This is a genomic window from Citrobacter sp. CK189 (assembly GCF_030333505.1).
In the GTDB taxonomy this organism is placed as follows: domain Bacteria; phylum Pseudomonadota; class Gammaproteobacteria; order Enterobacterales; family Enterobacteriaceae; genus Citrobacter_B; species Citrobacter_B koseri.
Window position 1 is genome coordinate 65,356 of sequence record NZ_JAOWFV010000040.1, and the last position, 22,980, is coordinate 88,335.

General features: G+C 54.9%; 19 protein-coding genes and 1 pseudogene. 14 read left to right on the forward strand and 6 right to left on the reverse strand.

Annotated features, from left to right (window positions below; translation table 11 throughout):
• Positions 1 to 71 precede the first annotated feature (71 nt).
• Positions 72 to 353 carry a YjcB family protein gene (locus OGV83_RS18665; protein ID WP_012134601.1) on the reverse strand — a complete coding sequence of 94 codons (282 nt, stop codon included), beginning with the start codon at positions 351 to 353 and terminating at the stop codon, positions 72 to 74.
• A gap of 577 nt (positions 354 to 930) precedes the next feature.
• Between OGV83_RS18665 and pdeC the strand changes: the two genes are divergently transcribed.
• Positions 931 to 2,517 (forward strand): cyclic di-3',5'-guanosine monophosphate phosphodiesterase PdeC, encoded by a 1,587-nt coding sequence (gene pdeC, locus OGV83_RS18670; protein WP_012134600.1) that lies wholly within the window; start codon positions 931 to 933, stop codon positions 2,515 to 2,517.
• A gap of 2 nt (positions 2,518 to 2,519) precedes the next feature.
• Here pdeC and soxS read toward each other — a convergent pair whose 3' ends face one another.
• Positions 2,520 to 2,843 carry a superoxide response transcriptional regulator SoxS gene (gene soxS / locus OGV83_RS18675; protein WP_012134599.1) on the reverse strand — a complete coding sequence of 108 codons (324 nt, stop codon included), beginning with the start codon at positions 2,841 to 2,843 and terminating at the stop codon, positions 2,520 to 2,522.
• Positions 2,844 to 2,929: 86 nt separating this feature from the next.
• Here soxS and soxR point away from each other — a divergent pair, with 86 nt between their 5' ends.
• The 4 genes from soxR (at position 2,930) to OGV83_RS18695 (ending at position 7,849) form a co-directional block, all read left to right on the forward strand.
• Positions 2,930 to 3,388 (forward strand): redox-sensitive transcriptional activator SoxR, encoded by a 459-nt coding sequence (gene soxR, locus OGV83_RS18680; protein WP_012134598.1) that lies wholly within the window; start codon positions 2,930 to 2,932, stop codon positions 3,386 to 3,388.
• A gap of 318 nt (positions 3,389 to 3,706) precedes the next feature.
• A complete protein-coding gene (locus OGV83_RS18685; protein ID WP_012134597.1) occupies positions 3,707 to 4,375 on the forward strand; it encodes a glutathione S-transferase family protein in 669 nt (222 codons plus the stop codon).
• Between the two features lie 325 nt (positions 4,376 to 4,700).
• Complete coding sequence (ghxP, locus tag OGV83_RS18690) at positions 4,701 to 6,050, forward strand: guanine/hypoxanthine transporter GhxP (RefSeq protein ID WP_024130830.1); 1,350 nt, start codon at positions 4,701 to 4,703, stop codon at positions 6,048 to 6,050.
• Positions 6,051 to 6,202: 152 nt separating this feature from the next.
• Positions 6,203 to 7,849 carry a Na+/H+ antiporter gene (locus tag OGV83_RS18695; protein ID WP_012134595.1) on the forward strand — a complete coding sequence of 549 codons (1,647 nt, stop codon included), beginning with the start codon at positions 6,203 to 6,205 and terminating at the stop codon, positions 7,847 to 7,849.
• Between the two features lie 99 nt (positions 7,850 to 7,948).
• On the opposite strand, the gene OGV83_RS18700 is transcribed toward OGV83_RS18695, so the two are convergent.
• Complete coding sequence (locus OGV83_RS18700; protein WP_012134592.1) at positions 7,949 to 8,836, reverse strand: LysR family transcriptional regulator; 888 nt, start codon at positions 8,834 to 8,836, stop codon at positions 7,949 to 7,951.
• 103 nt (positions 8,837 to 8,939) lie between these two features.
• Here OGV83_RS18700 and OGV83_RS18705 point away from each other — a divergent pair, with 103 nt between their 5' ends.
• Together OGV83_RS18705 and OGV83_RS18710 are read left to right on the forward strand one after the other, a co-directional pair.
• Entirely contained in the window at positions 8,940 to 9,350 is a 411-nt protein-coding gene (locus tag OGV83_RS18705) for a CidA/LrgA family protein (RefSeq protein ID WP_286464341.1), read from the forward strand.
• Positions 9,343 to 10,032, forward strand: coding sequence for an LrgB family protein (locus OGV83_RS18710; protein WP_012134590.1), 690 nt, complete (start codon positions 9,343 to 9,345; stop codon positions 10,030 to 10,032). Before OGV83_RS18705 ends, OGV83_RS18710 begins: the two co-directional genes overlap by 8 nt.
• A 39-nt stretch (positions 10,033 to 10,071) precedes the next feature.
• Here OGV83_RS18710 and actP read toward each other — a convergent pair whose 3' ends face one another.
• The 3 genes from actP to acs all read right to left on the reverse strand — a co-directional run bounded on the left by actP (position 10,072) and on the right by acs (position 14,127).
• The gene (actP, locus tag OGV83_RS18715; RefSeq protein ID WP_012134589.1) at positions 10,072 to 11,721 is read right to left on the reverse strand and encodes a cation/acetate symporter ActP; all 1,650 of its coding nucleotides are present in this window, start codon (positions 11,719 to 11,721) and stop codon (positions 10,072 to 10,074) included.
• Positions 11,718 to 12,032, reverse strand: coding sequence for a DUF485 domain-containing protein (locus OGV83_RS18720; RefSeq protein WP_024130828.1), 315 nt, complete (start codon positions 12,030 to 12,032; stop codon positions 11,718 to 11,720). Before OGV83_RS18720 ends, actP begins: the two co-directional genes overlap by 4 nt.
• A 136-nt stretch (positions 12,033 to 12,168) precedes the next feature.
• Positions 12,169 to 14,127: an acetate--CoA ligase gene (gene acs, locus OGV83_RS18725; protein ID WP_012134587.1), complete on the reverse strand. Its 1,959-nt coding sequence runs from the start codon at positions 14,125 to 14,127 to the stop codon at positions 12,169 to 12,171.
• A 435-nt stretch (positions 14,128 to 14,562) separates the two neighbouring features.
• Between acs and nrfA the strand changes: the two genes are divergently transcribed.
• The 7 genes and pseudogenes from nrfA to gltP all read left to right on the forward strand — a co-directional run bounded on the left by nrfA (position 14,563) and on the right by gltP (position 22,890).
• Positions 14,563 to 15,999 carry an ammonia-forming nitrite reductase cytochrome c552 subunit gene (gene nrfA, locus OGV83_RS18730; protein ID WP_012134584.1) on the forward strand — a complete coding sequence of 479 codons (1,437 nt, stop codon included), beginning with the start codon at positions 14,563 to 14,565 and terminating at the stop codon, positions 15,997 to 15,999.
• A gap of 112 nt (positions 16,000 to 16,111) precedes the next feature.
• The gene (nrfB, locus tag OGV83_RS18735) at positions 16,112 to 16,678 is read left to right on the forward strand and encodes a cytochrome c nitrite reductase pentaheme subunit (RefSeq protein ID WP_024130827.1); all 567 of its coding nucleotides are present in this window, start codon (positions 16,112 to 16,114) and stop codon (positions 16,676 to 16,678) included.
• Entirely contained in the window at positions 16,675 to 17,346 is a 672-nt protein-coding gene (nrfC, locus tag OGV83_RS18740; protein WP_012134582.1) for a cytochrome c nitrite reductase Fe-S protein, read from the forward strand. Before nrfB ends, nrfC begins: the two co-directional genes overlap by 4 nt.
• Positions 17,343 to 18,299 (forward strand): cytochrome c nitrite reductase subunit NrfD, encoded by a 957-nt coding sequence (gene nrfD, locus OGV83_RS18745; RefSeq protein ID WP_049011576.1) that lies wholly within the window; start codon positions 17,343 to 17,345, stop codon positions 18,297 to 18,299. The genes nrfC and nrfD overlap by 4 nt, the downstream gene beginning before the upstream one ends.
• An 18-nt stretch (positions 18,300 to 18,317) precedes the next feature.
• Positions 18,318 to 20,532, forward strand: a pseudogene (nrfF, locus tag OGV83_RS18750) (heme lyase NrfEFG subunit NrfF).
• The gene (gene nrfG, locus OGV83_RS18755) at positions 20,529 to 21,230 is read left to right on the forward strand and encodes a heme lyase NrfEFG subunit NrfG (RefSeq protein WP_464223599.1); all 702 of its coding nucleotides are present in this window, start codon (positions 20,529 to 20,531) and stop codon (positions 21,228 to 21,230) included. The pseudogene nrfF and the gene nrfG overlap by 4 nt, the downstream one beginning before the upstream one ends.
• Before the next feature lie 346 nt (positions 21,231 to 21,576).
• On the forward strand, positions 21,577 to 22,890 hold the full coding sequence (gene gltP / locus OGV83_RS18760; protein ID WP_024130825.1) for a glutamate/aspartate:proton symporter GltP: 1,314 nt from the start codon (positions 21,577 to 21,579) through the stop codon (positions 22,888 to 22,890).
• The last annotated feature ends 90 nt before the right edge of the window (positions 22,891 to 22,980 follow it).

The following is a 22,980-nucleotide window of genomic DNA, read 5'->3' on the forward strand; positions in this document are numbered from 1 at the left end:
TAGCGGGATAAAGGTTAACTGGCTGTTTTTGAGAGAATAAAAAAGCCTCCGGGCGGAGGCTTATATCAGCATCAGGTCAACACCATCGGCCACTCTGGCGGGGTATGGCTCATGGCTTCTACCATCACGGCTTCGATATTGTTCCAGATTGCGGAGACATCCATCAGAGTGATGCCGAGTAACCCGGTTGCAAACCAGCAGGCCGACACGACGCCAAGGCCGCTACTGATCACCGCGAGTCCGATATAGTCGGATTTACGAAAGCGAATATTGAGCGTGCTGGCTAAAAACATGAGCACAGCGCTCAGCAGTTGCCAGCGGAGAAGAACCACGCCAGTGGTTATGGTAGCCATGAAACATTTCCTCTGAGAATAGCAGGTGCCCTGGACAGCGCGGCGTTGCTCACGGAAGGCGTGGTACACTCTGGCTATCGACGGGCATGACATCGACACTGAATGAAACAACGTTTCTGTTTCATCATTTTTTGTGAACTATATCACAATAAATTGTTTGTTAGCCAGTGCAGGGCACCCTTTTTTGTGCGCTTTATAACCACAAATTAAATATGGGTATCTGGAGGGGGCTATACCGGAAGATTATGGGGCTGGTTATTGAAGATGTATTTTTATTACCATTTTATTAGCGCCGGAAAATTAACCAGCCTGGAAATTTAACTTAATTTTTCTGCATTAATCGGAAAAAACCCTGGAAAATTCTTACTCCTTTTGGATTAGAATATTCCCTAATAAAAATAAGCATAACTTTAAGTTTGCCTTACGGGAAAATATTATCGTCATCCGTCAATATCAGACTTTTACCAGGAAAAGTCTGTTGCTAATGTCGCTTAATTCATGCAACGTAATCACCTGTTTGTTATAGCATCCGCCTTGATGATGACAGGCACAGACAATTCAGGGATACAGGGCCGAAATGAATCATAGCGCGCAACGAAAGTTGCTGAGATTCCTTGGAACAATCATGGTGGTATTACTCCCCGTGATGCTGGCGCTATGGTTTGCCCACATGCGGGCGGTGTCTGAAACCCGTAATCAACTGCACTCTTTTGCCGAGTTGGCATTAGAAAAAACGGAACTGGTTGTCCAGCAGGTGGAGCTGGCCCGCGACGCGATACAGCAGTATCAGGGAAAAGCCTGTACTCCTGCGCATCAAAAACGAATGCAGGATATTATTCGTGGTCGTCTGTATATCAGCGAGTTAATTTATGCGCAAGACGATCATTTTTTATGCTCTACGGTAATGGCGCCTGCCAGTCCTTATATTATCCCTGCCGCAGATTATAAACGAGAACCAGACGTTTCTATTTATTACTATCGTGATACGCCATTCTTTGCTGGCTACAAAATGACGTATATGCAAAGAGGACACTATGTCGCGGTAATAAACCCGTTGTCTTACAGCGAGGTGATGTCAGACGATCCGACTCTGGCTTGGGGTGTATATGACACGGTGACGAACTCCTTTTTCTCCGTGAGCGAGCAGGCAAACGTCGAACAATTATTACCGTTGCTGCACCGTGATGAATCTACCTTTCAGCAAAATAATCGCTTCTATACTATTGCCCATTCAGAAAAACGTCCGATCGCGATAATTGTTTCCACTGATAACGCGCGTTTCTATCAGAACCTGTACCATCAGGCGACGTTAACGCTGCCGTTAGGCATTATCTGTAGCATCATTGTGTTATTGATGTGGTCGCGTACGCGTGAGGAATATCATTCACCGCGCCGTTTGTTGCAGCGAGCGATCGATAAACGTCAACTGCGTCTTTATTATCAGCCCATTATTGATATTCAAAATGAAAAATGCGTGGGGGCGGAGGCGCTATTGCGCTGGCCTGGTTTTGAAGGGCAGGTGATGAGCCCGGCAGAGTTCATCCCGCTGGCTGAAAAAGAGGGGATGATTGCGCAGATTACCGATTACGTGGTGGAAGAAGTATTCAACGATCTGGGACATTTTCTCGCCTCGCAACCTCATCTTTATATCTCTATTAATCTCTCCGCTTCTGATTTCCACTCCTCCCGGCTTATCGCGTTAATTGCGGAGAAAGCCCGCCAGCATTCCGTTCTTGCGCAACAAATTAAGGTGGAAGTGACGGAGCGCGGCTTTATTGACGTGCCGAAAACCACGCCGGTTATTCAGGCATTTCGTCAGGCAGGTTTTGAAGTGGCGATTGATGATTTTGGAACAGGGTATTCAAACCTGCACAACCTGTATTCATTGAATGTCGATATTCTGAAGATTGATAAATCCTTTATCGACACGCTGACCACCAATAGCACCAGCCATCTGATCGCGGAACATATCATCGAAATGGCGCAAAGTTTACACCTGAAGGCCATTGCCGAAGGCGTGGAAACGGCAGATCAGGTGAACTGGCTGTTCAAGCGCGGCGTTCAGTATTGTCAGGGATGGTATTTTGCGAAGGCGATGCCGCCGCAGGCGTTTATTCAGTGGTTGCAACAGTCGCCCGCACTCCTGATGCAGCGCGGGCAGTAAGGTTACAGGCGATGACGGTAGTCGCTGGGCGTGCGGTCAAACTCGCGGCGGAAGACGCGCGAAAATGTCTGTTGCGACACATATCCCAGATCCATCGCGATATCAAAAATGGGGCGCTCGGTCGTTCGTAGCTCTACGGCGGCCAGCAGGAGTCGGCGCTGACGAATATAGTCGCCCAGCGTCTGATGCATCACCGTGCGGAACATCCGCTGTAAATACCACTTCGAGTAACCTGATTTTTTTGCGACCACATCAATGTTCAGCGGTTGGTCGATATGTTCATCAATCCATTCAATAAGGGTCTGAATTATCTGCTGATGGGACATATTGCTGCCTCTTTCTCAGTGTTCGATTCGTCGTTTTGTCTGCGGGCGAGTATAATTCCTCAAGTTAACTTGAGGTAAAGCGATTTATGGAAAAGAAATTACCGCGTATAAAGTCCCTGCTTACGCCGGGTGAGGTGGCGAAACGTAGCGGTGTGGCGGTATCGGCGCTGCACTTTTATGAGAGCAAAGGGCTTATCAGCAGTGTCCGTAACAGCGGCAATCAGCGGCGATATAAGCGCGATGTGCTGCGCTATGTGGCGATCATCAAGATTGCTCAACGTATTGGCATTCCTCTGGCGACCATTGGCGAAGCGTTTGGCGTATTGCCTGAGGGGCATACGTTGAGCGCAAAGGAGTGGAAGCAGCTTTCTTCGCAATGGCGCGAGGAGCTGGACAGACGTATTCATACTCTGGTGGCGTTGCGTGATGAGCTGGACGGCTGCATCGGCTGCGGCTGTTTGTCGCGTAGCGATTGCCCGCTGCGCAACCCCGGCGATCAGCTCGGTACGCAGGGAACAGGGGCGCGATTGCTGGAAGATGATTAAATGTCGTTTCGCCGGGACGCGCGTAGGCCGGATAAGCGAGCGCCATATCGCCGCGCATAAAACTAAAGCGCCGCAAGGGCGCTTTAGTTTGTTTCCGGTCTTTGTCTTTCGCTCTATCCCGTTGGTTCACGGGAGGGTTTCCCCCGACATCAACACCCCTCAGTCGAGCACGTGGTGGAGGTTCCGGTTTGTGTTGATACTGTAATTGTATGCCATGCCCGCCCGTTTGCCAGTGTATTGTCTGTTTTTTAGCCGAAATTTTTACGCCATCTCTCGCTCTTTTCTATAGTTAATTTGAATGAAAAACAGGAGACAGCCATGCTGACGGTGCATCATTTGAATCAATCTCGTTCCCAGCGCGTGCTCTGGGCGCTGGAGGAGCTGTCGCTGCCCTACCAGATTGTTCGCTACCAGCGTGAAAAAACCATGCTTGCGCCACCGGCGCTGAAAAAAATCCACCCGCTTGGAAAATCGCCCGTTATTGAAGATAACGGTGAGATCCTCGCCGAATCCGGCGCCATCCTGGAGTATTTGCAGGAAACCTATGACCACGCAGGGCAGTTTAAACCTGCCGATGCCCGGCAAAAACGGCAGTATCGGTTCTGGCTGCATTATGCGGAAGGCTCGTTAATGCCAATGCTGTTAATGAAACTGGTGTTTGTCAGCCTGGGTAAACCGCCGGTGCCATTTGGGTTACGCACGCTGGGCGGCATTCTGGGGCAGGGCGTGCAAAAAGCGTATCTCAACCCGCAACTGGAGACGCATGCGCGCTACATTGATGCGCATCTTGCCGCGCAGCCCTGGTTTGCCGGGGAACATATCAGCATGGCGGATATCCAGATGAGTTTTCCTCTGTTTGCGTTACTGAGCCGAGGCGGAATTAACGACCTGACGCACATTAGCGCCTGGAAGAAGCGCGTAGAGATGCGCCCGGCGTGGCAAAGGGCTATCCAGCAAGGCGGTCCTTTTGAGATCCCTGGCGGATAGACGGATGTGTCAGTCGTCCGCCCGAGAAAAAATGTTATCAGATTGCGCATTGACGATAACGTTTGCGCATCGACTGGCGATTTATTGAGCGTGATGAAAAGAAATAAGCAAAAAGCCGCAAAGTTTAGTTGAAAAGCCCCGTATTATCGCTGGATAATCGTTTGCTTTTTTTTACTACCCGTTTTGTATGCGCGGAGTTAAACGTTTGCTTTTTTGCGACACCCCTTATTGTTGCAAACGTAGCACAAGGAGATGACGTTTCGCTGGCAGTGGATTGTCCACCACGCATACTCGACGAAAAATAAACTCTCAGGGGATGTTTTCTATGTCTACGCCTTCAGCGCGTACCGGCGGTTCACTCGACGCCTGGTTTAAAATTTCACACCGTGGAAGCACCGTCCGTCAGGAAGTGGTTGCCGGATTAACGACTTTCCTGGCGATGGTCTACTCCGTTATCGTGGTTCCGGGGATGCTGGGTAAAGCCGGATTCCCGCCTGCCGCCGTATTTGTGGCGACCTGCCTGGTGGCTGGCGTCGGTTCTATTGTTATGGGTCTGTGGGCGAACCTGCCGTTGGCTATCGGTTGCGCCATCTCGTTGACCGCCTTCACCGCGTTTAGCCTGGTGCTGGGTCAGCACATTAGCGTTCCGGTTGCGCTGGGTGCGGTATTCCTGATGGGCGTGCTGTTTACCATCATCTCGGCGACCGGTATCCGTAGCTGGATCCTGCGCAACCTGCCGCATGGCGTGGCGCACGGCACCGGCATCGGTATCGGCCTGTTCCTGTTGCTGATCGCCGCGAATGGCGTGGGTCTGGTGATTAAGAACCCGCTGGACGGTCTGCCGGTCGCGCTGGGTAACTTTGATTCTTTCCCGGTTATCATGTCGCTGATTGGTCTGGCGGTCATTATCGGCCTGGAAAAACTGAAGGTGCCGGGTGGCATTCTGCTGACCATTATTGGTATTTCGGTTGTGGGTTTGATCTTCGATCCATCCGTCCATTTCTCCGGCTTTTTTGCTATGCCGTCTTTAAGTGATGAACACGGCAACTCGCTGATTGGCAGCCTGGATATTATGGGCGCGCTGAACCCGATCGTCCTGCCGAGCGTGCTGGCGCTGGTGATGACCGCTGTTTTCGACGCCACCGGCACGATTCGCGCGGTCGCTGGCCAGGCGAACCTGCTGGATAAAGACGGGCAGATTATTGATGGCGGCAAAGCGCTGACCACCGACTCCCTGAGCAGCGTGTTCTCTGGTCTGGTTGGCGCAGCGCCTGCGGCGGTATACATTGAATCGGCGGCGGGTACGGCGGCAGGCGGTAAAACGGGTCTGACGGCGATCACCGTCGGCGTCCTGTTCCTGCTGATCCTGTTCCTCTCTCCGCTCTCTTATCTGGTTCCGGTCTACGCGACCGCGCCCGCGCTGATGTACGTCGGCCTGCTGATGCTGAGCAACGTGGCGAAAATCGACTTCGCTGACTTTGTGGATGCGATGGCGGGTCTGATCACGGCGGTGTTTATCGTCCTGACCTGCAACATCGTAACCGGCATTATGATTGGTTTTGCTACGCTGGTGATCGGCCGCATTGTGTCGGGCGAATGGCGTAAGCTGAACGTCGGCACCGTGGTAATTGCCGTAGCGCTGGTCGCCTTCTATGCGGGCGGCTGGGCTATCTGATTCCTGGCGTCCTCTAAAAACGGGTGGCTTTTGCCGCCCGTTTTTATTTTCAGGACACATCCCGTTGTCTTTTGCGTTACTCTGAGGAAGATAGAATTGAGGCACGACGCCTCACGTTTTAAAACATAAGAAATATCGCAAACAGGGAACGCATGGAAATCTTCTTCACAATACTCATCATGACCCTTGTGGTCTCGCTGTCGGGGGTATTTACTCGTGTATTGCCCTTCCAGCTTCCTTTACCCCTCATGCAAATCGCCATTGGCGCGCTGCTGGCATGGCCGACGTTTGGTTTGCATGTGGAATTTGACCCTGAACTGTTCCTGGTGTTGTTTATTCCGCCGCTGTTGTTCGCAGACGGCTGGAAAACGCCGACCCGGGAGTTTCTTGAACATGGGCGAGAGATTTTCGGTCTGGCGCTGGCGCTGGTGCTGGTCACGGTGGTCGGAATTGGCTTTATGATTTACTGGCTGGTGCCGGGCATTCCGCTGATACCGGCCTTCGCGCTGGCTGCCGTACTGTCGCCGACCGATGCGGTTGCGCTTTCCGGCATTGTCGGCGAGGGGCGCATTCCGAAGAAAATTATGGGCATCCTGCAAGGCGAGGCGTTGATGAACGACGCGTCCGGCCTGGTGTCGTTGAAATTTGCCGTCGCTGTGGCGATGGGGACGATGGTGTTTACCGTCGGCGGGGCGACGGTGGAGTTCTTTAAAGTCGCAGTGGGCGGTATTCTGGCGGGCTTTGTCGTCAGTTGGTTATACGGTCGCTCCCTGCGTTTCCTGAGCCGTTGGGGCGGGGATGAGCCAGCGACGCAAATCGTCCTGCTGTTCCTGCTGCCGTTCGCCTCCTACCTGATTGCGGAACATATCGGCGTATCCGGCATTCTTGCCGCTGTGGCGGCCGGGATGACCATCACCCGCTCCGGTGTTATGCGTCGCGCGCCGCTGGCGATGCGTCTGCGCGCCAACAGCACCTGGGCGATGCTGGAGTTTGTCTTTAACGGCATGGTCTTTCTGCTGTTGGGTCTGCAACTGCCAGGGATTCTGGAGTCGTCGCTGGTGGCGGCGGAAGCCGATCCCAACGTTGAAACCTGGATGCTGTTCACCGATATCGTGCTGATTTATGCCGCGCTGATGCTGGTGCGCTTTGGCTGGCTGTGGACGATGAAGAACTTCAGTAATCGCTTCCTGAAGAAAAAGCCGATGGAGTTTGGCGCCTGGACGATGCGTGAAGTCCTCATCGCCTCCTTTGCGGGGGTACGCGGGGCGATTACGCTGGCCGGTGTGCTCTCTATCCCGCTATTGTTGCCGGATGGTAACGGCTTCCCGGCGCGCTATGAGCTGGTATTCCTTGCGGCGGGCGTGATTTTGTTCTCGCTGTTTGTGGGGGTCGTGATGCTGCCGATTCTGTTGCAACATCTGGAAGTGGGCGATCACTCACAGCAGCAGAAAGAGGAGCGAATCGCCCGCGCCGCCACGGCGGAAGTGGCGATTGTCGCGATTCAGAAGATGGAAGAACGTCTGGCGGCAGATACCGAAGAGAACATCGATAACCAGTTACTCACCGAGGTCAGCTCCCGTGTGATTGGTAATTTGCGTCGCCGCGCCGATGGGCGTAACGATGTGGAAAGCTCAATGCAGGAAGAGAACCTCGAACGGCGCTTCCGCCTGGCGGCGCTACGCTCGGAACGTGCAGAATTGTACCACCTGCGCGCGACGCGTGAGATCAGTAACGAAACCCTGCAAAAACTGCTGCATGACCTGGATTTGCTGGAAGCATTGTTGATCGAGAATCAGTAAGCACCCGTATCGCCCGGTGGCGCTTCGCTTACCGGGCCTACAAAATGCATTCCCGTAGGCCGGATAAGGCGCTTGCGCCGCCATCCGGCGAGCGAGGTATTATTCCTGCGTTAACCAGAACCCTTCACAACACGTCAACCACGCCCTGGCGCTGTGGGACAAATAAACGCCTTCGCGCCAGATCATGCCTAACTGCCAGCGTAAATCACTCTCCAGCGGGAGCCAACGCAGGGTTTGTTTATCCAGCCGTTGGCAAATCGGCTCCGGCAAAATCGCAATTCCGACGCCGGCCTGCACCATAGCGGCCAGGAAATCCCACTGACCGCTGCGTACCGCAATACGCGGCTTCACATCATGCTGCTTAAAAAGCCGCATCAGCTGGCGATTCAACGCAAAATCTTCGTTGTAGATAAGCAGAGGATGCTCCGCCAGCGCTTCGGGGGAAATCGACTCGCACGCCATCCACTTACCGGAACGCGGCACCAGCACGCATAGCGGGTGGCTGAACAGCGGCAAGGTCGTCAGTCCGCTCTCTTCCTCCACCGGCAGCGCGGTCATCGCCACATCCAGCTCGCCGTTCATTACCGCCTGCTGTACCGTCAAACCGCCAAATTCTGCAATCTTCAGTTCCACACCCGGATAACGCTGGCGAAACAGGCTAATCGGCCCGGCCATCAGCATGCCGACCATCGGCGGGATACCAAGCCGCAGCAGCCCTTTATTGAGATGATTAATATCGCCCAGCTCTGCTTCCAGCTGGCGAAATTCAGCGAGGATCGCCAGGCCGCGCTCGAACACCACGCGCCCGGTATCCGTCAGCAGCAGACGTCGCCCATCGCGGATCAGCAGCGTGCAATTAAGCTCATCTTCCAGATTCTTCAGCATCTTGCTGATGGTGGGCTGAGTGACAAATAACTTCTCCGCTGCGCGGGTGAAACTCTGCTGGCGCACCACCTCGACAAAATAACGCAGCGTTCTGATATCCATGATTATTCCTTAAGACTATGCCTGCAATGAGTTTAATTCATTTCAGTAGTGGACGGGCGCTCTCTATACTGGCGTTCCGTTTTATTTTTCAGGACATTCCCTCATGGCTGTGGCGATAAGCCGTGTTACGCCTGCTGTTATGCAACGACTCCAGATACCGGTTCAGGTACTGCTGTATGCAGGTTTATTTGTTTTTGCTCAATATCTTGTTTCATGGCTGCATCTGCCGCTTCCCGCCAATCTGGTTGGGATGGCGTTGATGCTGGCGCTGATTGTCTGTCGGGTGATCCCGCTTAACTGGGTTCGTGCGGGCGCACACTGGCTACTGGCGGAAATGCTGCTGTTCTTTGTCCCCGCCGTGGTGGCGGTCGTTAACTATGCGCAACTGCTGTTGATGGACGGCTGGCGCATCTTCGCCGTGATTGCGATCAGCACGCTGATGGTGCTTGGCGCAACCGCATGGGTGGTGGATAACGTATACCGCTATGAGATGAGCAGGGTAAACCGTGAGTAATTTTCAGCTAAGCGTACTGTGCCTGGTCATCACGCTGGGGATCTATTTCGTCAATAAGCGGCTGTACCGTCGCTTTCGTAAGCTGCCGTTGATGCCGCTGGTGCTCACGCCCGCGCTGTTGGTATTGATACTGGTGTTTGGCCATATCTCCTGGCAGAACTACATTGGCGAATCGCACTGGCTGCTGTGGTTGTTAGGCCCGGCGACCATCGCGTTTGCCGTTCCGGTTTACGATAATCTCGCCATCATTAAACGCCACTGGATGTCGCTGACGGCGGGCGTGGTAACGGCAACCGTGGTGGCGGTCACCAGTTCCGTCTGGCTGGCGCGCCTGTTTACGCTGCCGGATGAGATTCAGCGCAGCCTGGCCGTGCGTTCCGTCACCACGCCATTTGCGCTGGCGGCGGCAGAGCCGCTGGGCGGTCAGCCGGATTTAGTGGCGCTCTTTGTGGTGGTGACCGGCGTGTTCGGGATGGCGGTTGGCGATGCGCTGTTTTTGCGACTGTCTATTCGTGAAGGAATGGCGAAAGGGGCCGGGTTTGGCGCGGCATCACATGGGGCCGGTACGGCGCGTTCGTATGAACTGGGTCAGCAGGAGGGCGTCGTCGCCAGTCTGGTGATGATGCTGTCCGGTGTGATGATGGTGCTGGCGGCGCCGCTGGTCGCAAAAGTGATGTTCTGATGTTGTCCTCCGACCCGTAGGCCGGAGGAGTGCGCTGAATTAATGCGCGCGGCCTTGCTCAACGCCGTACCCGGTCTGGGAACGGATGAACTGGGCGCGGAACTGCTCACGCTCGCGATTACCTTCCGCAGAATTATCGGTAGCGGAGAAGAACCAGATCCCGATAAAGGCAACGCTGATGGAGAACAGCGCCGGATACTCATACGGGAAGATGGCTTTTTCGTGGCCGAGGATTTGCACCCAAATCGTTGGGCCGAGAACCATCAGCACGACAGCCGTCACCAGACCTAACCAGCCGCCCATCATCGCGCCGCGCGTGGTCAGCTTCGACCAGTACATGGAGAGCAGGATGATTGGGAAGTTGCAGCTCGCCGCGATGGCAAACGCCAGGCCGACCATGAAGGCGATATTCTGGTTTTCAAACAGCACGCCCAGAATGATGGCGATCACGCCCAGCACCAGTACGGTAATTTTCGATACCCGCAATTCTTCGCGTTCGGTCGCGCCTTTACGAAACACGTTCGCGTACAGGTCGTGAGATACCGCCGATGCGCCTGCCAGCGTCAGACCGGCCACGACCGCCAGGATCGTTGCGAAGGCCACCGCAGAGATAAAGCCGAGGAACAGGTTGCCGCCTACCGCGTTCGCCAGATGAACCGCCGCCATGTTGTTGCCGCCGATTAACGCGCCTGCGGCATCTTTATACTCCGGGTTAGCGCCGACCAGCATGATCGCGCCGAAGCCGATAATAAAGGTCAGGATGTAGAAATAGCCCATAAAGCCAGTGGCGTAAAACACGCTCTTACGCGCTTCGCGGGCATCGCTGACGGTAAAGAAACGCATCAGAATGTGCGGTAAGCCTGCCGTACCGAACATCAGCCCCAGGCCTAATGACAGCGCGGAGATCGGGTCGTTGACCAGACCGCCAGGGCTCATAATGGCTGAACCTTTCGGGTGTACCGCCATCGCTTCGGTGAACAGGTTGTTGAAGCTGAAGCCGACGTGCTTCATCACCATGAACGCCATAAAGCTGGCGCCGAACAGCAGCAGTACGGCTTTGATAATCTGTACCCATGTCGTTGCCAGCATGCCGCCGAACAGGACGTACATCATCATCAGAACGCCCACCAGCACGACCGCAATGTGGTAGTTCAGACCGAACAACAGTTCGATCAGTTTACCTGCCCCCACCATCTGGGCGATGAGGTAAAGCGCCACGACCACCAGCGAACCACAGGCAGACAGAATGCGGATCGGCCCCTGTTTCAGTCGGTAAGAGGCGACGTCGGCAAAGGTATAGCGACCCAGGTTACGCAAGCGCTCGGCGATCAGGAACAGAATGATAGGCCAGCCCACCAGGAAGCCGAGTGAATAGATCAGCCCGTCATAACCGGAGGTGAACACCAGAGCGGAAATCCCGAGGAACGATGCTGCCGACATATAGTCGCCGGCGATCGCCAGCCCATTCTGGAAGCCGGTAATATTCCCGCCTGCCGTGTAATAGTCGCTGCGTGAACGGACGCGTTTAGAGGCCCAGTAGGTGATGCCGAGCGTAAACACCACGAAAATCAGGAACATAACGATTGCCTGCCAGTTGGTTGGCTGGCGTTCTACTGCACCGCTAATGGCATCCGCTGCGTTTGCAGCGAAGGGTAGTGTGGCGGCAAGCGCCGTCAGGACTCTCTTCATGATGCTTTAACCTCGTGCAGTACGGCGTTGTTAAGACGGTCGAATTCACCATTCGCCCGCCAGATGTAAATACCGGTCAGGATGAAGGAGATCAGAATGACGCCCACCCCAATTGGAATACCCCGGGTGACATTGGTGCCGGCGTGTAGCGGGGTGCCCAGCCAGCCCGGCGCGAAGGCGATCAGTAAAATAAAGCTGATATAAACCGCCAGCATGATGACCGACAGGATGGTGGCAAACCGTTGCCGTTTTTCGACTAACTCCCTGAAACGCGCACTGTCTTCTATCCGTTGATAAATATTGTCATTCATCACAGAGTCTCCAGAGATAAGGTAGGGGGATTTTTTTATTTTGCCGGATGGCGGCTGAAGCCTTATCGGGCCTACAAGCGATGTTGAACCTGTAGGCCCGATAAGCAGCGCGCCATCGGGCATTTCACGGTTAGGGTTATGAAGGCATTGCGATGGCCTGCTTCTCTTCGAGCAGTTTCTCGACCACGCCAGGATCGGCGAGAGTTGAGGTATCGCCCAGATTGCTGGTATCGCCCGCTGCGATTTTGCGCAAAATACGGCGCATGATTTTGCCGGAACGCGTTTTCGGCAGTGAGTCTGTCCAGTGCAGCACGTCCGGTGTTGCCAGCGGGCCAATTTCTTTACGTACCCAGTTGCGTACTTCGGTATACAGCTCCGGCGACGGATCTTCGCCGTGATTCAGCGTGACATAGGCGTAGATGGCCTGGCCTTTGATGTTGTGCGGAATACCGACCACCGCGGCTTCGGCAATCTTCGGATGCGACACCAGCGCGGATTCAATCTCCGCCGTGCCCAGACGATGGCCGGAAACGTTCAGTACGTCATCGACGCGCCCGGTGATCCAGTAGTAACCATCTTCATCACGACGCGCGCCGTCGCCGCTGAAATACATGTTTTTGAAGGTAGAGAAGTAGGTCTGCTCAAAACGCTCGTGATCGCCGAACAGGGTACGCGCCTGACCCGGCCAGGAGTCGGTAATCACCAGATTGCCTTCGGTCGCCCCTTCCTGCGGGTGGCCTTCGTTATCCACCAGCGCGGGCTGCACGCCAAAGAACGGACGCGTGGCGGAACCGGCTTTCAGTTCAGTCGCGCCGGGCAGCGGCGTGATCATGAATCCGCCGGTTTCGGTCTGCCACCAGGTGTCCACTACCGGGCATTTTTCGTTACCGATCTTCTTCCAGTACCATTCCCACGCTTCCGGGTTGATTGGTTCGCCGACGGAACCGAGGATGCGCAGCGAAGAGCGATCGGTGCCTTCAATCGCCTTATCGCCTTCCGCCATCAGAGCGCGAATAGCGGTTGGGGCGGTGTAGAGAATAGTAACCTGGTGCTTATCCACCACCTGCGCCATCCGCGCTGGCGTCGGCCAGTTTGGCACGCCTTCAAACATCAGGGTGGTTGCGCCGCAGGCCAGCGGCCCATACAGCAGGTAGCTGTGCCCGGTCACCCAGCCTACGTCTGCGGTACACCAGTAGATATCGTCCGGGTGATAGTCAAAGACATACTTAAAGGTGGTGGCGGCATAAACCAGATAGCCGCCGGTGGTATGCAGCACGCCTTTTGGCTTGCCGGTTGAACCGGAGGTGTAGAGGATAAACAGCGGGTCTTCCGCATTCATCTCTTCCGGCTGATGGTCAGCGCTGGATTTCTCAATCACGTCGCTCCACCACAGATCGCGGCCTTCATGCCAGTCGACTTTCCCGCCAGTACGTTTTAAAACCACCACATGTTCAACGCTGTTCACATTCGGGTTTTTCAGCGCATCATCGACGTTCTTTTTCAGCGGGATGCCGCGTCCGGCACGCACGCCTTCATCGGCGGTGATCACCAGACGTGAGCTGGAGTCGATGATTCGCCCGGCAACCGCTTCCGGCGAGAAGCCGCCGAAGATCACCGAATGCACCGCGCCAATGCGCGCGCAGGCCAGCATCGCCACCGCCGCCTCCGGCACCATCGGCATATAAATAGCCACGACGTCGCCTTTCTTAATGCCCAGCTCCAGCAGCGTATTGGCGAAACGACAAACATCGCGATGCAATTCGCGATATGAAATGTGTTTGCTCTGGGTGGCGTCATCGCCTTCCCAGATGATGGCGGTACGGTCGCCGTTTTCTTGCAGATGGCGGTCAAGGCAGTTTGCCGCCAGGTTCAGCGTGCCATCTTCATACCATTTAATCGACACGTTGCCGGGCGCAAAGGAGGTGTTCTTCACTTTTTTATACGGTGTAATCCAGTCGAGAATCTTTCCCTGTTCACCCCAAAAGGTATCTGGCTCGTTAATAGATTGTTGATATTTCGCCTCATACTGCTCCGGGTTTATCAGGCAACGATCCGCAATGTTTGCGGGAATAGCGTGTTTATGTATTTGGCTCATGGCTTTTGTTCTCCTTGTAAGATGTTAATAATATGTCTCACAAAAGTTAAATGTAGGGGCTTTGGCAGTTTTGTTTAGTATTTGCGCGGCAGATCACGCAATAACGGAACTGTGCAAATAAACGGCAAAGTGATTTTTGAAGGAATCTCGCAAAAATGGATTAATACCCGCGATAACATGCAGTTACAGGCGAGTTGTTGAAAAAGTGATCCGCGTCGAATGCTAACGAAAGGAGTAGGTTTAAGGAGGGTGGTATAACTCTAAAGTGGTATTTTACATGCACTTACAATTGATTAAAGACAACATTTTTAATGGGGTTTTTTGTTACACATAGAGGGGAGCAATGTCATGACAGTATTCGTGCGGTTGCTGTTGTGGAAAAACAAAATAAAGAACCGCCATTGAAGGCAATGGCGCAATCTGGATGAGACCTCTATGGCAAGGACAATATTACGCGCACGCCGTTTCTTCAGCCTGATATTACCGTTTTTTTTCATTTCCTCTGTATACGCTGAACAAACGTCCGTTCCCGCAAAGACCGTCACCGTTGAAGCGAAGAATGAAACCTTCGCCCCTCAGCATCCCGATCAATATCTCTCATGGAAAGCGACGTCAGAACAGTCAACGCGTGAAGATGCGCTGGCAGAAGACCCGCGTCTGGTGATCCTGTGGGCGGGATACCCCTTCTCGCGTGACTACAATAAGCCGCGCGGGCACGCTTATGCGGTTACCGATGTGCGTGAAACCCTGCGTACCGGCGCACCGAAAAATGCCGAAGATGGCCCATTGCCGATGGCCTGCTGGAGCTGTAAAAGCCCGGATGTGGCGCGTCTGATCCAGAAAGATGGCGAAGACGGCTACTTCCACGGTAAATGGGCGCGCGGCGGCCCGGAAATCGTCAATGCCCTGGGCTGCGCCGACTGCCATAACACCGCCTCAGACGATTTCGCCAAAGGCAAACCAGCGTTAACGCTCTCCCGTCCTTATGCCGAGCGCGCGATGGAAACCATCGGCAAACCGTTTGATAAAGCCAGCCGTTTTGACCAGCAATCTATGGTGTGCGGGCAGTGCCATGTGGAGTACTACTTTGACGGTAAAAACAAAGCCGTCAAATTCCCGTGGGATGAGGGAACAAAAGTCGAGGATATGGAGAAATATTACGACGCCATCGCCTTCTCTGACTGGACAAACCCGCTGTCGAAAACGCCAATGCTGAAAGCGCAGCACCCGGAATATGAAACCTGGAGCGTGGGCATTCACGGCAAGAACAACGTGACCTGTATTGATTGTCACATGCCGAAAGTGCAGAACGCCGAAGGCAAACTCTACACCGACCATAAGATTGGCAACCCGTTTGATAACTTCGCCCAGACCTGCGCCAACTGCCACACCCAGGATAAAGCCTCCCTGCAAAAAGTGGTTGCTGAGCGTAAACAGGCGATTCATGACCTGAAAATCAAGGTTGAAGATCAGTTAGTACACGCGCATTTCGAAGCGAAAGCAGCGTGGGATGCGGGCGCGACAGAAGCGGAAATGAAACCGATTCTGGACGATATTCGTCATGCGCAGTGGCGCTGGGATCTGGCGATTGCCTCGCACGGCATCCATATGCATGCCCCGGATGAAGGTCTGCGTATGCTGGGCGGCGCGATGGATAAAGCGGCGGATGCCCGTACCAAACTGGTGCGTCTGCTGGGCAGTAAAGGCATCACTCATGAAATCCCGCTGCCGGATATCTCCACCAAAGAGAAAGCCCAGAAAGCGATTGGTTTGAACATGCAGCAAATCAACGCCGAGAAGCAGGACTTCATCAAGACGGTGATTCCGCAATGGGAAGATCAGGCGCGTAAAAACGGTCTGTTAAGCCAATAACCTCACATGTGACAAATTTGCCGGATGGCAGCGCAAGCGCTTTATCCGGCCTACGGAAGTCTTGTAGGCCTGATAAGCGTAGCGCCATCAGGCATTATGCAACGGAGTGAATATGAGCGTATTACGTTCGTTATTAACTGCTGGGGTGCTGGCGTCAGGTCTGTTCTGGAGCCTGTGTGGGATAACCGCTACCCCAACGCCGCAGGACTCAGAGCAACGCTGGACGGTCACCCAGCAGCGTAATCCAGATGCTGCTTGTCTGGATTGCCACAAGCCGGATACCGAGGGTATGCACGGTAAGCACGCTTCTGTCGTTAACCCGAACAACAAGCTGCCGGTTACGTGCACCAACTGTCACGGTCAGCCATCGCCTAAACACCGCGAAGGGGTGAAAGATGTGATGCGCTTTAATGACCCGATGTATACGGTAGAGCAGCAGAACAGCGTCTGTATGTCCTGCCACCTGCCTGAGCAGCTGCAAAAAGCGTTCTGGCCGCATGATGTCCATGTGACCAAAGTGGCGTGCGCCAGCTGTCACTCGCTGCATCCACAGCAAGACACGATGCAGACGCTCAATGAGAAAGGACGGATTAAGATTTGCGTCGATTGCCACAGCGATCAGCGCACCAATCCGCACTTTAACCCGGCGTCCGTTCCCTTGCTTAAGGAGCATCCATGAGTTGCTCTCGTCGCCAGTTTATCACCCGCGTCGGCGCGCTGGTGGCGGTCAGCGGAACAGCAGGACGCGTGGTGGCGAAAACGTTGAATATCAACGGCGTGCGTTATGGCATGGTGCATGATGAGTCATTATGCATCGGCTGTACCGCCTGTATGGATGCCTGTCGGGAAGTGAACCAGGTGCCGGAGGGCGTGTCGCGTCTGACGATTATCCGCAGCGAGCCGCAGGGGACGTTTCCTGACGTGAAGTATCAATTCTTCCGTCATTCGTGCCAGCACTGCGACCATGCGCCCTGCGTCGATGTTTGCCCGACCGGGGCGTCATTCCGCGATGCCGCCAGCGGTATCGTCGATGTGAACCCGGATCTGTGCGTCGGCTGCCAGTATTGCATTGCGGCGTGTCCTTATCGCGTACGCTTTATCCATCCGGTCAGCAAGACGGCGGATAAGTGCGATTTCTGCCGGAAAACCAACCTGAAAGCGGGTAAGTTGCCCGCCTGCGTCGAGTCCTGCCCGACAAAGGCGCTGACGTTTGGCAACCTGGACGATCCCAACAGCGACATCTCTCGTCTGCTGCGGCAGAAAACCACCTACCGCTACAAGCTGGCGCTGGGTACGAAACCGAAGGTCTACCGCGTTCCCTTTAAATTTGGGGAGGTGAGCCAATGACGCACGCTTCTGCTTTCCATTTTGAATCGCTGGTGTGGGACTGGCCCATCGCCATCTATCTGTTTCTGATTGGTATTTCTGCCGGGTTAGTGACGCTGGCTATTTTGCTGCGCCGCATTCACCCGGAAGCGGGCGGGGCGGACAGCACGCTGCTGCGTACGACGCTGGTGGTGGGGCCGGGGGCAATTATTCTTGGCCTGCTGATCCTGATCTTTCACCTGACGCGCCCGTGGACCTTCTGGAAACTGATGTTCCACTACAGCTTCACGTCGGTGATGTCGATGGGCGTCATGCTGTTCCAGCTCTATATGGTGGTACTGGTTCTGTGGCTGGCGAAAATCTTTGAAAAAGAAGTGATTGCCCTGCAACAGCGCTGGTTGCCGCGTCTGGGGATGGTGCAAAAAGCGTTGACGTTGCTGACGCCGTTCCATCGCCTGCTTGAGACGGTAATGCTGGTGCTGGCGGTACTGCTGGGGGCGTATACCGGCTTCCTGCTGTCGGCGCTGAAGTCCTATCCGTTCCTTAATAACCCGATCCTGCCGGTGCTGTTCCTGTTCTCGGGGATCTCTTCCGGGGCGGCGGTGGCGCTGATTGCGATGGCCTTGCGTCATCGCAGCAATCCGCACAGCACTGAAGCGCATTTTGTGCATCGCATGGAAACGCCGGTCGTCTGGCTGGAAATCTTCCTGCTGGCGGCGTTCTTCGTTGGGCTGGCGTTGGGCGATGACGGTAAAATGCGCGCGCTGACTGCGGCGCTGGGCGGCGGATTCTGGACATGGTGGTTCTGGCTTGGCGTCGCGGGGCTGGGGCTGATTGTGCCAATGCTGCTGAAGCCCTGGGCGAATCGCGGTTCGACGTTTCACGGCGTGCTGGCGGTATGCGGCGCCAGCCTGACCGGTGTCCTGCTGCTGCGCTTTTTCATTCTTTATGCGGGACAGCTAACGGTCGCGTGAGCTTAGGCAGGGTGATCTCTGGACGTATTCCTTCCTGAAGCCGGTTTTCTGGCATTATTACTGAGTCTTGGGGTCAACGTGTTGACCCCACTTGCCACGCTGGTGGGGTTGCGCCAGCGCTGGCAGGGCATCAGACGTCTGGCGATAATCGGCGTCCTGGCGCAATTCGCGCTGTTATTACTGGCGTTCGCTATTCTGGTTTTCTGTTTTCTTACCAGCGATTTTTCGGTTGTCTACGTTGCACAGCATAGCTACAGCCTGCTGCCGTGGGGATTAAAACTGGCGGCGGTGTGGGGCGGTCATGAAGGATCGCTGCTGCTGTGGGTGCTGTTCCTTTCCGGCTGGAGCGCGCTGTTCGCCTGGCGGTGCAAAGGCGAGCGCGATGCGCTCTTTCCGCTAACGCTCTGTATTCTGTCGATGATGACCGCCCTGCTGCTGCTGTTTGTCGTGGTCTGGTCGGACCCGTTCGTGCGTATCTTTCCGCCCACGATTGAGGGACGCGATCTCAATCCGATGCTGCAACACCTGGGGCTGATTCTCCATCCACCGCTGCTTTATCTGGGCTATGGCGGCCTGATGGTCGCAGCGGGCGTTGCGCTGGCGTCATTGCTGCGCGGCGGCTTTAGCGCGGCCACCGCCTGGGTCTGCTGGCGCTGGGCGCTCCCCGGCTGGTGCGCGCTGACGCTGGGCATCATTCTCGGGTCGTGGTGGGCGTACTGCGAACTGGGCTGGGGCGGCTGGTGGTTCTGGGACCCGGTGGAAAACGCTTCTTTATTACCCTGGCTTTCCGCCAGCGCGCTACTGCACAGCCTGTTCGTTTCCCGCCAGCGCGGCATCTTCCGCCACTGGTCTTTGCTGCTGGCGATTCTGACGCTGATTTTATCCCTGCTGGGCACGCTGATTGTGCGCTCCGGCATTCTGGTTTCTGTCCATGCCTTTGCGCTGGATAACGTGCGTGCGGTGCCGCTGTTCGCGCTGTTTACCGTGTTGAGCCTGGCGTCGCTCGGGTTGTACGCGTGGCGAGGCCAGCAAGTCCGCCAGAATGCGCGTTTTGGCAGTTGGTCGCGTGAGATGATGATTCTGGCCGCGCTGCTGCTTTTTAGCGCCGTGCTGCTGATTGTGCTTATCGGGACGCTCTATCCGATGATTTACGGCCTGTTCGGCTGGGGGCGACTCTCCGTCGGCGCGCCCTATTTTAATCGCGCCACGCTGCCGTTTGGGCTGCTGATGCTGTTAGTTATCGTACTGGCGACAATCAGAAGCCGGAAAGTGTCTGTGCGTTGTCAGCTTCCGGCGCTGCTGGCGCACACCGGCGTATTGGTTGTCGCCGCCGGGATTATTTTCTCCAGCGGCAGTCGGCACGAGATCAGCCTTAATCTGCGCCCCGGAGAGCAGGTGGAACTGGCAGGCTACACGTTTCGTTTTGAACGTCTCGATCTGGAGGCGAAAGGCAATTACACCACCGAGAAAGCGCAGATCGCCATTGAGCAGGATAAACGGCACATCGGGCGCGTCACGCCCGAGCGGCGTTTTTACGCGGCGCGCCGTCAGCAGATGATGGAGCCGGGGATTCGCTGGAATCTGCTGCATGACTGGTATGCGGTGATGGGCGAAAAAACCGGGCAGGATCGCTATGCCATGCGCCTGTATGTCCAGACCGGCGTGCGCTGGATCTGGGGCGGAGGGCTGTTGATGATTGCAGGCGCGGCGCTCAGCGGCTGGCGTGGGAGGAAGCGTGATGAGTAAATTAATCAACGCGTTGCCGGATGGCGGCGTACGGGGTGCGCAACACATTGTAGGCCAGATAAGCGCAGCGCCATCCGGCAGAATAGGTTTACTCTTGGCTATCATTTTGTTTTTCATCACCTTCGCAACGCATGCCCAGGTTGTGGACACCTGGCGCTTTGAAAACGCGCAACAGCAGGAAAAATCACTATTTATTGCCAGCCAGCTGCGCTGCCCGCAGTGCCAGAATCAAAACTTGCTGGAATCCAACGCGCCGGTAGCGGTCAGTATGCGCCATCAGGTCTATACCATGGTGGCGGAAGGTAAAAGCGAAGAGGAAATCACCGCCTGGATGACCGAACGCTACGGTGAGTTTGTCCTCTACAACCCGGCGCTAACCGGGCAAACGTTGCTGCTGTGGGCGCTGCCTTTCCTGCTGTTGCTGCTGGTGGGCGTGGTGCTGTGGCGAGTGATAGCGCGTCAGCGTAAAGAGGAGGGGAGTGAATGAGTCTGCATCAGGTGAGCGTACTGCTGTTGCGTCACAGCCAGCGCCAGGCGCAGCTACAACAGGAATTGCATCATGATTTGGCGGAGCCTGTGGCTTCGGACGCGCCGTCGCGCCCGCTACCGGTGAAAGCGCTGCTGGCCGTTGCGATCGTCATGGTGATGGCTTGCGTCGGCGGCTATCTGGCGTCGTCAAAATGGCAGGCCGTTCGCCAGGAGCAGCAGCGTCTGGCCGATCCGCTGCGGGCGTTTACCGATGAACCGACGGCGGAAAAGCAGTTGCTGACGTTGCAGGCGGCGATTCGCGCAAACCCGCAGGACAGCGCGCAGTGGGCGACGCTGGGCGAGTACTACCTCTGGCGTAATGCCTATGACAATGCTCTGCTGGCGTATCAGCAGGCGCTGCGCCTGCGGGGAGAGAACGCGGAGCTCTATTCGGCGCTGGCGACGGTGCGCTATTACCAGTCCGGGCAGCATATGACGCCGGAAACGCGTGAAATGATCGATAAAGCGCTGGCGCTTGATGCTTCGGAAATCACTGCGTTAATGCTGCTGGCCGCTGATGCGTTTATGCAGGCTGATTATGTGCAGGCCATCGCATTCTGGCAAAAATTACTGGATTTGAACTCGCCAAGGGTTAATCGCGTGCAACTCATTGACGCTATTAATATGGCGAAGTTGTTGCAGAATCGTCAGAAATAATTTTGTTTTTTTGTGATTTGTGTCGTTTTTGCTGTTTAAAAAGTAAGCGAATGAACGGTGGCGTTAAAATAATTCCAGAAAGGTATTATTCGTTTTTGAGGAAATAAAAATCTTTCCATAACAAATAGTTATTCATGATGATCGCGATAAACTCGCGTTATTATGCAGAAAATCAGTTAGATGCCCTGTTCTGAAAGGGTTGCGCAGTATGCCATGCAAATGGTACTGATTATGCGCGTTAAAAAACTCCACAAACGAACGCAACACAATTCATACCCTTTCAGTATGTACTGTTCTCATCCTTTTTTGAATGCAGAACGGCGCTTCATTGAGGAAGTCTGTTGTTATGAAAAACTTGAAAATCAGCCTGGCCTGGCAGATTTTGCTGGCCATGGTGCTGGGTATTCTTCTGGGCAGTTATCTGCATTATCACAGCGACAGCCGCGAATGGCTGGTTGCCAACCTGCTGTCACCGGCGGGTGATATCTTTATCCATCTGATCAAAATGATCGTCGTTCCGATTGTTATTTCCACCCTGATTGTCGGTATTGCCGGTGTCGGCGATGCGAAACAGTTAGGGCGTATCGGTGCCAAAACCATTATCTATTTCGAAGTGATCACGACCGTCGCCATTATCCTCGGTATTACACTGGCGAACGTGTTTCAACCCGGTTCCGGGATTGATATGTCGCAACTGGCGACCGTGGATATTTCGAAATACCAAAGCACGACGGCAGAAGTACAAAGCCATGCGCACGGTTTGATGGGCACGATTTTGTCACTGGTTCCGACCAATATTGTCGCGTCGATGGCGAAGGGCGACATGCTGCCGATTATCTTCTTCTCGGTGCTGTTTGGTCTGGGTCTGTCTTCCCTGCCTGCGACTCACCGTGAACCGCTGGTCACCGTGTTCCGCTCCATCTCAGAAACCATGTTTAAAGTGACCCACATGGTGATGCGTTACGCGCCGGTCGGGGTGTTTGCGCTGATCGCCGTGACCGTGGCGAACTTTGGTTTTGCGTCGCTGTGGCCGCTGGCGAAACTGGTGCTGCTGGTACACTTCGCGATTCTGTTCTTCGCGCTGGTGGTGTTGGGCATCGTGGCGCGTCTGTGCGGTCTGAGCGTCTGGATTCTGATTCGTATCCTGAAAGATGAACTGATTCTGGCTTACTCCACGGCCAGCTCTGAGAGCGTGCTGCCGCGCATTATCGAGAAGATGGAGGCCTATGGCGCTCCGGCGTCGATCACCAGCTTTGTGGTGCCGACCGGGTACTCCTTCAACCTTGATGGCTCAACGCTGTACCAGAGTATTGCGGCGATCTTTATCGCGCAGCTGTACGGTATCGACCTGTCGCTGTGGCAGGAAATCATACTGGTGCTGACGCTGATGGTCACCTCGAAAGGGATTGCGGGCGTGCCGGGCGTTTCCTTCGTGGTGCTGCTGGCGACGCTGGGTAGCGTGGGCATTCCGCTGGAAGGGCTGGCGTTTATCGCCGGTGTTGACCGTATCCTCGATATGGCGCGTACCGCGCTGAACGTGGTGGGTAATGCGCTGGCGGTGCTGGTTATCGCCAAGTGGGAACACAAGTTTGACCGTAAGAAAGCGCTGGCGTATGAGCGCGAGGTATTGGGCAAATTTGATAAGACCGCGAATCAGTAATTCATGACAGATTGCCGGATGGCGCTACGCTTATCCGGCCTACGGGAAGCTGTGGTCTGTAGGCCGGATAAGGCGCTTGCGCCGCCATCC

Coding starts and splice junctions, on each gene's coding strand:
- OGV83_RS18665 (WP_012134601.1), bottom strand. CDS start 353: ATGGCTACCATAACCACTGGCGTGGTTCTTCTCCGCTGGCAACTGCTG.
- pdeC (WP_012134600.1), top strand. CDS start 931: ATGAATCATAGCGCGCAACGAAAGTTGCTGAGATTCCTTGGAACAATC.
- soxS (WP_012134599.1), bottom strand. CDS start 2,843: ATGTCCCATCAGCAGATAATTCAGACCCTTATTGAATGGATTGATGAA.
- soxR (WP_012134598.1), top strand. CDS start 2,930: ATGGAAAAGAAATTACCGCGTATAAAGTCCCTGCTTACGCCGGGTGAG.
- OGV83_RS18685 (WP_012134597.1), top strand. CDS start 3,707: ATGCTGACGGTGCATCATTTGAATCAATCTCGTTCCCAGCGCGTGCTC.
- ghxP (WP_024130830.1), top strand. CDS start 4,701: ATGTCTACGCCTTCAGCGCGTACCGGCGGTTCACTCGACGCCTGGTTT.
- OGV83_RS18695 (WP_012134595.1), top strand. CDS start 6,203: ATGGAAATCTTCTTCACAATACTCATCATGACCCTTGTGGTCTCGCTG.
- OGV83_RS18700 (WP_012134592.1), bottom strand. CDS start 8,836: ATGGATATCAGAACGCTGCGTTATTTTGTCGAGGTGGTGCGCCAGCAG.
- OGV83_RS18705 (WP_286464341.1), top strand. CDS start 8,940: ATGGCTGTGGCGATAAGCCGTGTTACGCCTGCTGTTATGCAACGACTC.
- actP (WP_012134589.1), bottom strand. CDS start 11,721: ATGAAGAGAGTCCTGACGGCGCTTGCCGCCACACTACCCTTCGCTGCA.
- OGV83_RS18720 (WP_024130828.1), bottom strand. CDS start 12,032: ATGAATGACAATATTTATCAACGGATAGAAGACAGTGCGCGTTTCAGG.
- acs (WP_012134587.1), bottom strand. CDS start 14,127: ATGAGCCAAATACATAAACACGCTATTCCCGCAAACATTGCGGATCGT.
- nrfA (WP_012134584.1), top strand. CDS start 14,563: ATGGCAAGGACAATATTACGCGCACGCCGTTTCTTCAGCCTGATATTA.
- nrfB (WP_024130827.1), top strand. CDS start 16,112: ATGAGCGTATTACGTTCGTTATTAACTGCTGGGGTGCTGGCGTCAGGT.
- nrfC (WP_012134582.1), top strand. CDS start 16,675: ATGAGTTGCTCTCGTCGCCAGTTTATCACCCGCGTCGGCGCGCTGGTG.
- nrfD (WP_049011576.1), top strand. CDS start 17,343: ATGACGCACGCTTCTGCTTTCCATTTTGAATCGCTGGTGTGGGACTGG.
- nrfG (WP_464223599.1), top strand. CDS start 20,529: ATGAGTCTGCATCAGGTGAGCGTACTGCTGTTGCGTCACAGCCAGCGC.
- gltP (WP_024130825.1), top strand. CDS start 21,577: ATGAAAAACTTGAAAATCAGCCTGGCCTGGCAGATTTTGCTGGCCATG.